12 protein-coding genes are annotated in these 14,123 nt (G+C 63.9%); 3 read left to right on the top strand and 9 right to left on the bottom strand.

Annotated elements, in window-relative coordinates; translation table 11 throughout:
• Positions 1–192: 192 nt before the first annotated feature.
• Positions 193–2,808 carry a TonB-dependent receptor gene (locus GRI40_RS03785; protein WP_160610110.1) on the top strand — a complete coding sequence of 872 codons (2,616 nt, stop codon included), beginning with the start codon at positions 193–195 and terminating at the stop codon, positions 2,806–2,808.
• A 223-nt stretch (positions 2,809–3,031) separates the two neighbouring features.
• A complete protein-coding gene (locus GRI40_RS03780; protein ID WP_160610109.1) occupies positions 3,032–4,093 on the top strand; it encodes a Rieske 2Fe-2S domain-containing protein in 1,062 nt (353 codons plus the stop codon).
• Between the two features lie 180 nt (positions 4,094–4,273).
• Here the strand turns inward: GRI40_RS03780 and GRI40_RS03775 are convergent, their stop codons facing one another.
• The 7 genes from GRI40_RS03775 to GRI40_RS03745 all read right to left on the bottom strand — a co-directional run bounded on the left by GRI40_RS03775 (position 4,274) and on the right by GRI40_RS03745 (position 10,213).
• A complete protein-coding gene (locus GRI40_RS03775; protein ID WP_160610108.1) occupies positions 4,274–4,765 on the bottom strand; it encodes an AsnC family transcriptional regulator in 492 nt (163 codons plus the stop codon).
• Positions 4,765–5,238, bottom strand: coding sequence for an Lrp/AsnC family transcriptional regulator (locus GRI40_RS03770; RefSeq protein ID WP_160610107.1), 474 nt, complete (start codon positions 5,236–5,238; stop codon positions 4,765–4,767). The genes GRI40_RS03775 and GRI40_RS03770 overlap by 1 nt, the downstream gene beginning before the upstream one ends.
• A gap of 33 nt (positions 5,239–5,271) precedes the next feature.
• Positions 5,272–5,760, bottom strand: a complete 489-nt coding sequence (locus GRI40_RS03765; RefSeq protein ID WP_160610106.1) for a nuclear transport factor 2 family protein — start codon at positions 5,758–5,760, stop codon at positions 5,272–5,274.
• A complete protein-coding gene (locus tag GRI40_RS03760; protein WP_160610105.1) occupies positions 5,757–6,689 on the bottom strand; it encodes an alpha/beta hydrolase in 933 nt (310 codons plus the stop codon). The genes GRI40_RS03765 and GRI40_RS03760 overlap by 4 nt, the downstream gene beginning before the upstream one ends.
• A gap of 4 nt (positions 6,690–6,693) precedes the next feature.
• Entirely contained in the window at positions 6,694–7,464 is a 771-nt protein-coding gene (locus GRI40_RS03755) for an SDR family NAD(P)-dependent oxidoreductase (RefSeq protein WP_160610104.1), read from the bottom strand.
• Between the two features lie 99 nt (positions 7,465–7,563).
• Positions 7,564–8,448, bottom strand: a complete 885-nt coding sequence (locus GRI40_RS03750; RefSeq protein WP_160610103.1) for a Coq4 family protein — start codon at positions 8,446–8,448, stop codon at positions 7,564–7,566.
• A 13-nt stretch (positions 8,449–8,461) separates the two neighbouring features.
• Positions 8,462–10,213: an N-acyl-D-amino-acid deacylase family protein gene (locus GRI40_RS03745; protein WP_160610102.1), complete on the bottom strand. Its 1,752-nt coding sequence runs from the start codon at positions 10,211–10,213 to the stop codon at positions 8,462–8,464.
• A 143-nt stretch (positions 10,214–10,356) separates the two neighbouring features.
• On the opposite strand from GRI40_RS03745, the gene GRI40_RS03740 reads away from it, so the two are divergent.
• Positions 10,357–11,103: a hypothetical protein gene (locus tag GRI40_RS03740; RefSeq protein ID WP_160610101.1), complete on the top strand. Its 747-nt coding sequence runs from the start codon at positions 10,357–10,359 to the stop codon at positions 11,101–11,103.
• Positions 11,104–11,109: 6 nt separating this feature from the next.
• Here the strand turns inward: GRI40_RS03740 and GRI40_RS03735 are convergent, their stop codons facing one another.
• Positions 11,110–11,616 (bottom strand): VOC family protein, encoded by a 507-nt coding sequence (locus tag GRI40_RS03735; RefSeq protein WP_160611381.1) that lies wholly within the window; start codon positions 11,614–11,616, stop codon positions 11,110–11,112.
• A 4-nt stretch (positions 11,617–11,620) separates the two neighbouring features.
• The gene (locus GRI40_RS03730) at positions 11,621–13,984 is read right to left on the bottom strand and encodes a TonB-dependent receptor (protein WP_160610100.1); all 2,364 of its coding nucleotides are present in this window, start codon (positions 13,982–13,984) and stop codon (positions 11,621–11,623) included.
• Between the last annotated feature and the right edge of the window lie 139 nt (positions 13,985–14,123).

The following is a 14,123-nucleotide window of genomic DNA, read 5'->3' as shown; positions in this document are numbered from 1 at the left end:
CCGTTCCGTGACGCGCAGCCTAGCATACCTCACTGCCGAAAACAGCCCTGGGACCCATGATAAATTCGCAAAGGTGGGTCAAAGCAGTGCTATATCCCCAAATTGCGTAGTTGAAGTTGACATAATCGACGAAAAGTGGGATTTGCGTGGTTGGCGAGCGCGAGATTCATCGCGCCCCGGGGAGGATTGTCCATGAATCGCTTTCGCGCACCCATTGCGTCGCTTTTCGCCAGTGCCAGCATTGCCGCGCTGGTCTGCCCTGCGGTGGCTGCCGCGCAGGATGCGGCAGACGAGACCGAACAGGGTAACGCCGGCGGGCTGAACGAAATTGTCGTCACCGCGGATAAGCGAACCGAAAATCTCCAGGAAGTGCCCATCGCGATCTCCGCGGTCCAGGCTGCGGACCTCGAACTCCGCGGCCTGACCGAGGCGAAGGATCTGTCGGCAGTCGTGCCCAACGTGGTCGTCAGCGGCGCAACGACCAACGCCACCGCCTCGGTCATCACGATTCGCGGCATTCCCACGGCGGCTGACGAGACTCAGGGCTATGACAGCCCGATCGGCGTCTATCTCGACGGGGTCTATCTCGCGCGGTCCTCGGCCTCGACTTTCGAAGTAGCCGACATCGAGCGCGTCGAAGTGCTGCGCGGGCCGCAGGGCACCCTGTTCGGCCGCAACACGACCGGCGGCGCGATCAACTTCATCACCCGGCTTCCCGAGGACGAGACACGCGTGAAGCTGCGCGCGGGATACGGGAACTACAATGCCTGGAACGTCCGCGCGCTGGTGGACACTGGCCTGTGGGGCGACAGCGGCGTCAAGATGAGCTTCGGCTACCTCCATCGGGAGCGTGACGGGGTGGTCGACAACATCCTCGAACCCGATGACAGCCGGGACCCGGGCGGCATCAATGTCGACAGCTTCCGCTGGGCGACCCAGGTCGACCGCGGCATCGTGAGCTTCACGAACACGTTCGACTACACGGTGATCGAAGGTGTTACGTTTGCGAACCAGCTTGCCGAGGTCGGCGACGGCACCTTCCGGCCCAACGTGACCATTGACGGATTCCAGTTCGCTCAAGTGCAGCCGGCCAATCTGCGCGCTTTCCTAGGCACGGCCACGCCCCTGCAGCCCCAGTGCGGCGCGCCGCTCGATTCGGTCAGCCGCGAGCGGCTCGACAAGATCTGTCTCGATCAGGCCGGCGTTTCGACCGACAAGCTCTATGGCAACATGACCCGTGTCGAGCTTGGCTTCGATCCCTTCACGGTCCGCTCCACCACGGCATTCCGTTGGTGGAACAACAAGATTCGCGGCAGCGACCTCGACGGTCTCGGGGGAATTCGCGGCCCGCTGTTCAGCCAGGCTTCGCTGTTCAACGGCATGCCCGCCAACCTGATCGCATTCGTCCTGCCCCCCGCACAGGCAGCGTTTGCGCCGTTCATTGCGGCGACGCCTGTGCCGACCACCACCAATCCGCTGTTCCAGGCGGAAAACAATCGGCGGCAGCGCCAGTTCAGCCAGGAAGTGGAGATCATCTCCCAGTCTGGCGGGGCGTTCGAGTGGGTGCTGGGCGCGTTCTATTTCAAGGAAAGCGGGTACGAGCTGAACCGGCAGAACTTCCTGTTCGTGCTCGATACCAACCAGGCCGTGTTTACCGATGCCTCGTTCGGACCGCTTGGGGCGGCCTTCCGCGCTGCGAACCCGGCCCGGTATCGCGCCCTGCCGCAGACATCGACCCTGGGTTACGATGTGTCGGGGCGCAGCATCGCCGTGTACGGGCAGGCCACGTGGCGCCCCGGCGGGCCTGATGCGCCGTTCGGCATTACCGCCGGCCTTCGCTATACATGGGACAAGAAGTGGGTCGACCGGTTCCAGAACGGGCTGACGCCGTACACCAACCCGGCGGAGATCGCGCTCAACACGGGCAGCGTGAGCTTCAGCGAACCGACGGGTCACGTCACGCTGGACTACCGCGCTGCCGAGGACATCAATCTCTATGCCCGGGTCGCGCGCGGTTATCGCTCGGGCGGGTTCAATCTGCGGCAGTCGACGCAGCTGGACAACCCGGCGACCCCGAATGTGAACGAGGCGGTCGGCCTCATTCCGTTTAATTCGGAAAAGATCGACTCGTTCGAAATTGGCGCCAAGACAGAATTCTTCAACCGTCTTCGCTTGAACGCCGCCGCCTTCTACAATGTCTACAACGACCAGCAGGCGACCATTCCCATCCCCATCGTGGGTGGCGGCAGCTTCGGCACGCAAGTCGTGAACGCGGGGAAGACCGTCTACAAGGGCTTCGAGATCGAAGGCCGACTGGCGATCACCGATGCGTTCACTGCCGACGGATCACTGGGTTATGTGCACAAGGACGTGAAGGAGTTTCCGGGCGCCGACATCACCGGAACGATTCGCAATATCGGTGACGTGATCGTCCCCGGTTATTCGCCGAACTACACGGCCAACGCGGGCCTGACGTATTCCGCACCTGTCGGCAACAGCGACATGCGGCTTACCGCCCGCGCTGGGTGGAGCTACGTTTCCAGCCAGGTTCAGTTCAACAACCCGCTGACCGCACCGTTTCAGGAAGCGACCTCGTCTGAAGCGCACAGCCTGTTCGACGCCCAGATCAAGCTCGACGGGATCGGCTTCGGCAATTCGGATAACGGGTTGAGCCTGATCCTGTGGGGGAAGAATCTCACGGACAAGGAATATGTCAGCCGTGCAGTTGATTTCGGTCAATTGGGAATGGGCACGACGATCTATGGTGAGCCCCGCACTTACGGTGTGACCGCCGAACTGACGTTCTGACCTTCTCGGAAGGCCGATCGAGCACGGGGGCGCGTACCAGTGCGGTGCGCGCCCCCACTTCTTAGGGGCGGAGTCGGGTCTGATTATTGTTTGCGTAACCGCTAGGCCATGCAGTTACGCAAACTGGGCCAAAGAACGTCAATCGGGCGAGGAACGCGGCTGCAGGCTGGACAATCTTCGCGAACGTCACTAGCTTGACCTTGAGGAAGAGGAGCGTCGCAAAATGGGCACGACTGCCGAATACGGATTGGGCGAATTCACGTTTCCGCGTGGATGGTTCATGGTCGCCGATGCCACGAAGGTGCAGGACACGCCCTTCAACGCGCGTTATTTTGGCGAAGACATGGTGATCTACCGCGGCAAGAGCGGCAAGGTCTATGCGGTCGCTGCCTATTGCCCGCACATGGGCACTCACCTTGGCAAGAACTCCACATCGTATGTGGTGCAGGACCGGGAGCATATCGACGGGGAGGGTATCCGTTGCCCCTACCACGCCTGGCGCTTCGACGGTGCGACGGGCCAGTGCGATGACATTCCCTATTCACCCGCCGCAATTCCCAAGGCCGCCTGTGTAAAGACATGGCCGGTGAAGGAACGCGCCGGGATCATCTGGCTGTGGCACGACGCGGAAGGCGGCGCGCCGGACTATGACGTGCCGGCGTTCGAAGACTGGGACAATCCCGAATGGGTCCAGTGGGAGGTGGACGATCTCGGCACCCTGGCCTGTCATCCCCAGGAAGTCATCGACAACATGACCGACAAGGCGCACCTGACGCCGGTCCATGGATCGATCGACATGGAGCGTTTCGTCAACCGGTTCGACGATCATGTCGTCCGCCAGTACCTCGTGGCCGGGCACAAGACGCTGATCAGCGACGGCGACGGCATGATGATCAATGATACCTGGTACACGGGGCCGGGCATCCTGCAGTCCACCATGCTCGGCGAGTATCCCTCGCTCATGCTGATCTGCCACACGCCGGTGGACGATGGTGTGATCTACGTATGGCACGCGCTGCTGGTCAAAACGCCGGACGTTGAGATGGCCCGCGGTTATCAGGCGGCCAGTCTTGCCGCGTTCTCCCAGGACTTCGAGATCTGGGGCAACAAGCGCGCCTGTATCAACCCGTTGATGGTGAAGGGTGACGGGCCGTTCCACAAGGTGCGCATCTGGTATCGCCAGTTCTACAATCCCCGGGCCCGTGCCGCAGAGTTCCAGGCCCGGGTCAACGGCGAAATCGAAACGAGCGGCACCCGTAATTCGCCCTGGCCAGACGCGGCCTGACGGCGAAGTTTCGGAGTTTTCTGTACGCATTCACCCTCTGCACCAGTTGCGGCGGGTGAATGCGGCTGACGACGTGGCGGCGTCCCGAAAATCCGGATGACGGGTTTGATAGATTGGGGCGGGCAATCCGGCCCCGGCTTCCCCCGGGGCATCGCAGTGCGGGACCGCTGGTGCGCGGGCCTAATCGTCGTTTTCGGCGATATCGGATGTGCCGGTGATCTTTACGACCCTTGCGTTGTACTTGAACGTCTTGACCGCGATCGAGGTCTCGACATGGTGGACCCCGGGCATCGCCAGGATCTGGTCCGAGGCGACCGCTACCAGTTCCTCGAGTTGCTCGAACAGGCAGATCGCGATGATGTTCGACCGACCCATGGTGACCAGAACGCCGGTGACCCGCGGTATCGTCGCGATACGCTCCGCAATGGCTCTCACCTGATCGACTTCCGCATTGATCGCGATGAACGCCAACTTGGTTTCGCCCTGGGTGCCGAGCCCGGTCAGCGCGGTGAAGGCGATGAGCTTGTCCTGCTGAAGCCGCCGGATGCGCCCGCGCACCGTGCCTTCGGTGACGCCGAGGTCGGCCGCAATCTTGCGATTGGACACCCGCGCATCGCGCGCCAGCACTTCGATGAGCTGACGATCGAAATCGTCCAGGGAGGGGGTCGGCACTAGCTTCGCGCCTCGATCGGGGCGACGTCGAATTCATATTTGACGACGTCGATAGCGATTGCCGGGACCAGCGAGCGAATGCCGCGGATCTTGGCCAGCTTGTTGAGCATCAGGTCCGACAGTCCGTCAAAATCGTGGAGCGCCACGAGCACGTCGATGTCATAGCGCCCCGTCACGAGGTGTGCTGCGAACACTTCGGGCAGGGCGGCGAGTTCTTCGGCCACTTCGCTTGCCGCGCGGCCTTCGACTTCGATGGCGACTTCCAGCAGCACGTTGTAACCATGTGCCGAAAAGTCCGATACGGCCACCACGCGCAGGGCGTCGGCTTCTTCCATCCGGCGGATGCGGGAGGAGACCGTCGCCGCAGTGAGACCGAGGATGTCCGCGATCTGCTGGTTGGTGGCGCGACCATTGCGACGCAAGTGCGCCACAATTTCGCGGTCGATGTCGTCCATCGTGAAGCCGGCGTTCATTGCCAGGTCTGTTGAAGCGCGTCGAATTGGCCGTCAACCCGCTTGTGCCGCCGCGCGGTTGTCCGCGCGCATCGCCAGGCCCGCCGGGTCGAACCGTTCCACCGGGCGCGTCTCGACCCATTCGACCGTCAGGCGGCGTTCTGCAAAGCGCCATTGGCCATCTACCCTGGCGTAGCGATTGGCGTAGCGCAGCGCCATGTCGAACACCTTCCACCCGCCATCGCCGTCATCGATGATATGGCCAGCGATGCAGGTGGTTTCGCCGCTTGCGCTGTCGCCCTCGATCGCGCCGAAGGTATGATTGAAGACGTTGTGCATCGTCTTGACGAATGCTGTTCCGACTTGTGCGATCATCTGCCGCAGCCCGTCATGGCCTGCAAAGGCAGGGACGCCCCGGTCGGACGATCCCACAAGGCCATCGTCCGTGAACAGCCGGACGAGCCCTTCCGCGTCGCCGCGATCCACGCACGACGCATAATCCCAGGCGAGCTGGCGCAGTTCTTCGCGGTCGGCCGCTGTCACGCCAGCGCCTCGCCAAGCCGCCGGGCGGCGGCCACGGTCCACTCCCTGGCGTCCGGAACGATGTCGGTCATTCCGAAAAACCCGTGGATCATCCCCGGTGCCTCGATCTTGGTGACGGCAACGCCGGCGTCCGATAGCTTGCCTGCGTAGGCCACCCCCTCATCGTGGAGGGGGTCGTGTTCCGCGACGACGACGGTTGCGGCCGGAAGCCCGGCAAGATCGTCGCGTGTCAGCAGCGATGCGAGTTCGGCTGTATCGGTGTCCGCATCGCCCAGATAGTCGTCCCAGAAACGCCGCATCGCCGCGATCGGGAGGAACGTGCCGGGGCCGCCATTGGCCTGATAAGACGGTGTTTCGAAATTACGAACCACCACCGGATAGATCAGAAGCTGGTGCACGATATCGGGTCCGCGCCGATCACGTGCCATCAGGGCGACCGCCGCTGCCAGGTTGCCGCCAGCGCTATCGCCAGCCACGGCTAGGCGCGATCCGTCCACGCCCAGTTCGCGCGCGTTACGGGTTGCCCAGAGCGTCGCCGCGTAACAATCCTCAGCAGCGGTGGGATAGCGGTGTTCCGGCGCCAGCCGATAGCCCACCGACAGGACGGCGCACCCCGCGTCCCGCGCGAGCGCCCGGCACGTCGCGTCGTGGGTTTCGAGCGTGCCGAGCACCCAGCCGCCGCCGTGGAAGAACATGGTCAGCGGGGGCGTATCCGGGGCACCTTCAGGTACATACAGCCGCGCCGGGATCGACGCGCCTTCGACCGGGATCGTCAGGTTCTCGACCCGGGCCATCGCCAAGGGCTCGCCAGACGCCATCGGGTTGTCAGCGAAGGCACGAAGCTGATCGGCCGGAACGGTGGCCCAGTCCATCGAGACGAACGGCGCCATCGCTTCCAGCATCGGGTTGAAGCCGGGGTGAATGGCCATGGTCCTAGACTCCGAATCCGCCTGATACGTTGATCGTCTCGCCCGTGACGTAGGCTGCGCGCGCGGATGCAAGGAAGCTGACGGCATAGCCGATCTCTTCCGCCTCGCCCCAGCGCTTCACGCACAGCGCCTTTTGCGTCTCCTCGACCCAGCCATCGGGGAACGCGCCCTTCGCCATCAGTTCGTGGAACATCCCAGCGTCGATCACGCCGACCAGGACCGAGTTCGCGCGAATGCCATTGCGGCCCTCTTCGCGCGCGATGCCCTGCAGAAAGCTCTCGTTCGCGGCTTTTGGCGCGACGGAGAGACCATCGCGGTCCGGCCAGCGCCGATGGCCGGCGGAGCCGAGGTGGACAATCGATCCGCCACCGTGTTGGCGCATGTGCGGAATGAGGGCGGTGGTGGCGCCGATCAAACCGAGCACTTCGGTTTCGATCGCGTTGCGCCACGCATCGAGAGGGGTGTTGGCAAGGTAGTGCTGCTCTACCAGGGGGCCGGCCGCCCAGACCAGCGTGTGCACCCGCCCGTGTTCGGCAACCGCGCTGTCCACAAGCGCCGACAGGCTCGCTGGATCGCGCACGTCGCAGGCATGGACACTTGCCTTGCGACCCTTGGCGACCGCCGCGCTGGCCACGGTCTGTGCAGCGTCTTTCTTGCGGTTATAGACCAGCGCCAGGTCGGCACCGTCGGTGGCGAGGACTTCGGCGACCTTGCTGCCGATCCCGCCGCTGGCGCCGAACACAAGGGCGCAGCCGTCCGGGAAAAGTGCGGTCATGGCGTCCTCCCTCGCGCGATATGCGTATTACCGGTTATTCAAAAATACGCATATCGCCCGAAAGTAACTGCTGCAACAGCGAAACGCGAGAAGGGGCCGTTATTCGGCCGCTTCCAGCGCAATGTCGTCGTTGTCTGCGGGCAGGTCCATGCAAAGCCGATTGGTATCCTCCCATTCACCGGCAGGGGGAACCGGCGTAATGTTCAGCATTCGCCGAATCTCGGTGATGGGTGTGTCCACGAGCGACCGCCAGTCGGCCAGCATGATGGGATAGGCCCAGTTGCGTCCCTGCTCGGCGCCGCGGAACTCCGCTTCGAGATTGAGCGCCAGTGCCTCAGGATAGTGCAGGCTATCCTTCATGATGGTCTTGGCCTTGAGATAGCACTGGATGCGGTTGAAGAACGCCGCCAGCTCGGGGCGGAAGTACAGCGACTTCGAATGCAGGTTTGCATTCAGGAGAGCGATTTCCCCGCCGTGGTTCGGGCCAAAGCCGGTCACCATATGTTCGATATCGTGAGTCAGCGCGGTCTGGCGGAGGTAGAACGTGAAGTCGTTGACCACCTGCACTTCGCGAAAGAAGACGTCGAGCTCGTAGCCGCTGTTGACCATGAAGTCGTAGAGCATCGCGCCGAGCGTGCCGGGGGCGCACCCTTCCACTTCCGCCTTGGTGAAATCGGCCAGGTTCCTCTTTTCAAGCCACTCCCGAAACAGGGGAAGTCGCGCCTTTTCCTCCTCGAACAGGCGGATGATGTCGGCGTGATCCTCCAGCATGTGGAGGATTTGCGCGACTTCCGGAATATAAGCCGTGTTGGGCAGATCGGGCCCGTTTCGGCGCAGCATCTCCTGCGCGACCAGGCTCCGCAGTTCGGCGCTGTTCAGGTACTTCGAACTGCTGACAAGCACCGAACTCGACGTTTCTACCTTGCGGATCGCCCCGTTGAAATACTGGCGCTCGCCTTCGCCGACGATGGCTTCGCTTTGCATCCTGGCGCTCTCCTTACTCGGCCGCTTCCAGCGCGGCGGCTTCGGCGTGGTCGTTGACGGGCGCGAGGAACTCGCCCGGCTTGGCACCGGTGTATGCGCCGTTCTCGAACGTCGGGACCCCGTTCACCATGGTAAGGCGCGTGGGCATGGGCTGACGGGTGAAACGCCATGTCGTGCCGCCCTTGCCGTCGGGCACGTCGAACGCCTTTTCCATCTGCCTGCGCTGCACTTCCTCGAGATTGAACACCGCGATGTCGGCGCGCTTGCCCGGCGCGATGACGCCACGATCGTGGAGGAAGAAGTGTTCGGCGAGCTTGCCGGTCATCACGTGGACCGCCTCGGCCATTGTCATCGACTTCTCGTCGCGCACGTACTGGGTCAGCAGCAGGGCGTTCTCACCACCACCGCACAGCATTTGCAGGTGCGCGCCCGCATCGGAGATGTTGCCGACCGTCTTGGGGTCACGCATCAGGGCAATGGTGAGGTCCTCGTCCTTGGGGAAGGGGGCCATGTGGACGGTCGACTTCGTCCCGTTGGCAAGGATCCAGTCCGCCATGGCATCAGACCGGTGCTGCCCGCGCTCGTCGGCATATTCCTTGAGCGTGATGTTGAGCGGGCCGGTGCCGTTCTCGCTGTCCAGCAGGTGGAGATCCTGCGGATTCTTTAGCGGGGAGTGATCCCAGGCGTTCGCGTCCCAGCTTTCCCGCGCACGCGCCCGCCAGTCGGGATCGGCGAGCAGCGCCGCCTTTTCCTCGTGCGTTTCAGCCAGCACGACCTCATGCCAGACGTAATCGTTCGATTGTGCGAAGATGAGCGACTTGACGAGGCTGAGCGTGGACGTGGGCGAGACGTGCGCCACGCCCGGCCAGATATCGACGCCCGCAGCGCGCATGGAATTGACGCGCTCTTCCATCGCGGGCCGAATAGCCTGCTGGAAGCCGAGCGTCGGCACGGCGCCGGCCACCTGGATGCGGATTTTGCGCCCGGTGAGCAGCTTCTCTAGCCGCTCCATGTTCGCGGGGCCCGTCATGCGCATGAAGGTGTCGACGATCACCTGGTAGCAAGCCGCGGGATAGCGTTCGAGTACATCGAACAGCGCGGAGAACTCGGCGTCGTCGGCAAGGAGGGACGGCACGGGGCGATCGCTTCCGTCGTGATCGTGCATGTTGTCGCTCATGCCCAGCGCGCCGGCCGCCATCGCATCGTCGAGCAGTTCGCACATCTTTTCGATTTCGTCAGGTGTCGCGGCGCGCTCCCACGCGTCCATGCCCATGGCGGCGAGGCGGATCGCGATGTGGCCGACATAGAGGGCGTAGTTCAGCGGAACCTTGACGTTGCGCTGCATCGAGGCGCGATATTCGCTCCACTTCTGCCAGTCCCACGGAACGTGTTCGAGGAACGGCCCTTCGGGAATATCCTCGAAGAACGAGAAGATGTTGATCATCTCGCGCTGCGCCTGCTTGTCGGGATGGAGGGGCGCGGCGGTGAAGCCGCAGTTGCCCAGGATCATCGTGGTGGCGCCGTAGCCGGGCAGGGGATCGAGATCGGGCTGCCACCACATGGTCGCGTCATAATGGGTGTGGCTTTCGATGAAGCCGGGGGAGACGTAGCAGCCGGTGGCATCGAATTCGCGCTCTCCATCGCGGAGGGAAAGGCCCGGCGCGACTTCCGCGATCATGCCGTCGGTGACGCGGACATCGGCGAGGAACGGTTCGGCACCGGTCCCGTCGACGACGGTTCCACCGCGGATCAGCATGTCTGTCATTTTTGCAAATCTCCCGACTGTTGCGGCGCACGGGCCGCTTTGCCTGACAGAGTATGCGCGGCGCGATTCGCGTCCAGAATCTCTTCGCGCGAAGGTGCATGCCGTGATACCCAGTGGTGCGCGTGGTGATCCCGGGGCGGTGCATGACGGAACGAGCGGATAGCAAAGAGAATTCTCTTCTGGCCGCATTGCGGCGAGAATTGCGCGCGGGCGGCTGGACGGCAAAACGTATCGCGGCGCATTTCTCAGCCAGCGAGGCGAGCGCGAAGCGCTGGCTGGCGGGTCGCGGGCTGACCCTGGCCCGATTCGCAGACCTGGCCGCCCTGACCGGCCTTTCGCTCGCGGAACTGGCGGAGGCGCCGCATCAGCCGGCGCGCGCGCTGGCGCAGGAGCTGACGCTGGCGCAGGAGCAGGCGTTATCCGAAGACAGCCTCCTCTCGTTCCTCTTCATGGTCATCGTCGGGGGCGAGGGGTGGGAGGATTTCGCGCGCGATTTCGGCGTGCCTGAAAACGCGATCGAACCGGCGCTGGCGCGTCTGGAAAAGCTGGCGCTGATCGATCGCCTGCCGGGCGGGCGGGCGCGGGCGCTGCTCGATCGCAATGCATTGTGGCGCAAGTCGCCGCTGCGCGAGCGGTTCGAAACGCAGATGAAGCCGCAGTTCGTCGGCATGGATTTCGCCGCGCTCGACGCGGTCTATGCCTCCGAAGTGGTCAAGCTGTCGGACATGGGCGCCGCCCGGGTTGCCGAGGCGATCGAACGCCATCGGCGCGAGCTGCACGGGATCGCGGAGGAAGATCGCCGCACGGCGGTGCTCCCGCGGCGGTGGCACGCCGTGCTCTACGCTGCACGGCGCCTGGATGGAGCTGGCTTGCGCGAGGAATTGCGCTGACGAATGTCAGGCGGCCAGGTCGATCTCGGTCACGGGATCGCGGCCGTCCCAGCCTGCGGCGGCGGCCATGCCGGCATCCATCATCGCGCGCATGCCTTCGCCGGCGATCAGTTCCCAGACCACGCCGGGCGCCGGTTCGAAATAGGCGACTTGGCTGGCCGAATTGCCCGCCTTGAAAACGGGTGCAAGCCCGTGCGCGCCGAGCAGGGCCACCGCGGTGTCGAAGTCTTCCACCACCCAGGCGAGGTGGTGAACGCCTTCGCGGAGCGTGCCGTCGTCATCGCGATAGGGGGAAGGCGCATCGCTGGTCGGCTGGATCAATTCGATCTGCACCGTGCCGCGATAACCGAGCGCGACATCGATGGTCACGTCGGCCGGCAGCCCGCGATAATCGCCGGTCAGCCTGACGTTGCGATAGACCGTCCACGGCCCGACGCCGAGGTGCGATGTCCACATCGCAACCGCGGCGTCGAGGTCGGCCGTGACATGGCCGATCTGGTCTATCGCACCCATCACGTCAGTAGCGGAAACCCACCGTGAGCCCGTAGGTGCGGGGATCGGGGAAGTACCCGACCGTCAGGCCGCCGAAGCCCGGCCCGAAGTCGATGAAGTTCGACGGGCTGTCTTCCTTGGTGATGTTGCGGGCCCAGAGCGACACTTCGGCCTGGCCGCCGCCCACCGGCACCTCGCTGAGACGCAGGCTGGCGTTGACGATCGTGCGGCCGTCGGACCGCGTATTGTTCGCGTTCTGATCCGATGGGGTGGGCGTCACCAGCGCGTAGGGGAAGGTGTAGTACTTGGAGACGTGGTTAAGGTCGCCGACGAGATTCAGCTTGCCCCAGTTCCCTTCGACGATCCGCCAGTCCGCGCCCAGTGCAGCGGTGTACTTGGGCGTATGCGGGAACGCGCGGTTGTCGGACACGTCGGTGCCGAACTCCACGAACCGCTTATAGTCCGCATCGAGATAGGCGAGGCTGCCGTTGATCGTGATCGCGTCGCTCGGGCGGAAGATCGCTTCGAATTCCAGGCCCCTGATGCGCGCCGCCGCCGCGTTGCGGACGATCGAGGATGCGGCGCCGGCAGCGGTGAAGATCGAAAGCTGGATGTCCTTGTGTTCGTCCCAGAAGCCGGCGACGTTGAAGATCAGCTTGCGGTCGAACAGCCGGGTCTTGACCCCCACTTCGTAGCTGTCGACCTTTTCCGCGTCGTAGGGATCGCACAGTTCCAGCGCGCCGCTCGGGCAGTCGGCCGTGGGCGCGGCGATCGTGTTCGTCTCGCCGTTGAAGCCGCCCGATTTGAACCCGCGCGCGAAACGGGCATAGAGGTTCACGTCAGGGGTTGCCTCGTACGACAGGGTCGCAGCGGGGCTGAAGTTGTTGTACTTCGCATCGGGCACTCCGCCGTAGGGGATGTCGATCGCCGTCAGCGGAAGGATCGCCGCCGGCAGCGACGGGTCCGCAAGGATCTGGAGGAAGCGGCGGATATCCTTCTTCTCATGCGTGAAGCGCCCGCCGAGGGTCAGCTTGAGCTGCTCCGTGATCTTGAAGTCCGCCTGCGCGTAGGCGGCATAGGCTTCGGTGTGGGAGCCATAGTCGGACTGGAACGCGCTGCCCCCGCCGAAGAAGCTCTGCGGCCCGTCGGTCTCGGCCTTTTCCTTGTAGTAGAACAGGCCCACCACGTAGTTAAGGCGATCGTCGATGGCGCTGCCGGTGGCCTGCAGTTCCTGGCTGTAGCTGTGGAAGCGGGTTTCGCGTCCCGTCGCCGCCACGGGAAGCGGCGAGCCGTCGAGGTCGATCAGGTCGGACCAGCGCAGATTGCGGTAGGCGCTGATCGATTTGAGCGTCACGGCGTCGAGGTCCGCCGTCAGGGTGAGCGCGTGGCCATACGTGCGCGACCGTTCGTACAGGACGCCGTCGACCGAGCCGGTCTCCTGCCGGTCCGGATTTTCGAACAGGCCAATCGGGAAGAACGCCCCGCCGAACGCATATCCGGGGCTGTTGGGATCGAAGATGTCGCGCGGATCGCCGTTACGGTTGATGCGGACGAGCTGGGCAAAGTCCGGGCGCTGGTCGAACTTGGAATAGTCGAACATGTAATCGACCGTCAGCACGCTGCCTTCCGGCTGGAGGCGGGCCTGCGCCACGAAGCTGCGCCCGTCGAGATCGTTCGTATCGTCATACAGCACCGGCCCGGCGAGGAACGCCTGCTGCGGGTACGGGTTGGGCACCAGGTCGATGAAGCCGTCGCGCTTCTGGATCTGGCCGGAGAACTTTAGCGCCAGAGGGCCCATCGCGGGAAGATCAACGACCGCGCGGCCTTTCCAGTAATCGTAGTTGCCGTAAGTGGCTTCCGCGACGAGGCGAAGCTCCCCCGATGGCTTGCGCGGGACGAGGTTGACCGCGCCGGCAAGCGCGTTGCGGCCATAGAGCGTGCCCTGCGGCCCGCGCAGCACTTCCACCCGTTCCAGATCGGCGACGTCGAAGATCGAACCTTGCGCCTTCGCGATGTAGACCCCGTCGAGGTAGAGCCCGACCGCGGGTTCCCACGTCACGGCGGGGTTAATCGTCACCGACCCGCGGATGGCGATCTGGGAGATCGTCTTGTTCGAAGGGGCGCGTTCGATCTTCACGTTGGGCGCGATGGAGCCGAGATCGTCGATCGCGGTAATGCCGCGCGATTCGAGGAATTCGCTCGAGACCGCGGAAATCGCGATCGGCACGTCCTGGATGTTTTCCGCGCGCTTCTGCGCGGTGACGACGATCGCGCCGATGCCCACGTCGTCATCGGTCGTGGCCGTGGTCGTGTCGGTTTCCTGCGCGAAGGCGGGGTTCGCCAGGGCAACGGCGGCGATGGCGGTGGAAACGAACAGCAAGCTACGCATGAAAACCTCTCCGGGAGTGTGGGGCCCTGCAAGGAGCCGCAGTATTTTGTCGATTCACTTACGCAATAGCGTGCCTATCCGCAAGAATGCCAACGATATGCGCAAACACGGCGCGTCGCAGGCTTGCATTTCTGCAACA

The organism is Tsuneonella aeria (assembly GCF_009827495.1).
Taxonomy (GTDB): Bacteria; Pseudomonadota; Alphaproteobacteria; order Sphingomonadales; family Sphingomonadaceae; genus Tsuneonella; species Tsuneonella aeria.
The sequence above is the reverse complement of the archived record's forward strand: the minus strand, read 5'-3'. Positions and strand labels throughout refer to the sequence as shown.

Bases quoted from the DNA above. Each gene is read 5' to 3' on its own strand.
- GRI40_RS03785 (WP_160610110.1), top strand. From the start codon at position 193: ATGAATCGCTTTCGCGCACCCATTGCGTCGCTTTTCGCCAGTGCCAGC.
- GRI40_RS03780 (WP_160610109.1), top strand. From the start codon at position 3,032: ATGGGCACGACTGCCGAATACGGATTGGGCGAATTCACGTTTCCGCGT.
- GRI40_RS03770 (WP_160610107.1), bottom strand. From the start codon at position 5,238: ATGAACGCCGGCTTCACGATGGACGACATCGACCGCGAAATTGTGGCG.
- GRI40_RS03760 (WP_160610105.1), bottom strand. From the start codon at position 6,689: ATGGCCATTCACCCCGGCTTCAACCCGATGCTGGAAGCGATGGCGCCG.
- GRI40_RS03755 (WP_160610104.1), bottom strand. From the start codon at position 7,464: ATGACCGCACTTTTCCCGGACGGCTGCGCCCTTGTGTTCGGCGCCAGC.
- GRI40_RS03750 (WP_160610103.1), bottom strand. From the start codon at position 8,448: ATGCAAAGCGAAGCCATCGTCGGCGAAGGCGAGCGCCAGTATTTCAAC.
- GRI40_RS03745 (WP_160610102.1), bottom strand. From the start codon at position 10,213: ATGACAGACATGCTGATCCGCGGTGGAACCGTCGTCGACGGGACCGGT.
- GRI40_RS03740 (WP_160610101.1), top strand. From the start codon at position 10,357: ATGACGGAACGAGCGGATAGCAAAGAGAATTCTCTTCTGGCCGCATTG.
- GRI40_RS03735 (WP_160611381.1), bottom strand. From the start codon at position 11,616: ATGGGTGCGATAGACCAGATCGGCCATGTCACGGCCGACCTCGACGCC.
- GRI40_RS03730 (WP_160610100.1), bottom strand. From the start codon at position 13,984: ATGCGTAGCTTGCTGTTCGTTTCCACCGCCATCGCCGCCGTTGCCCTG.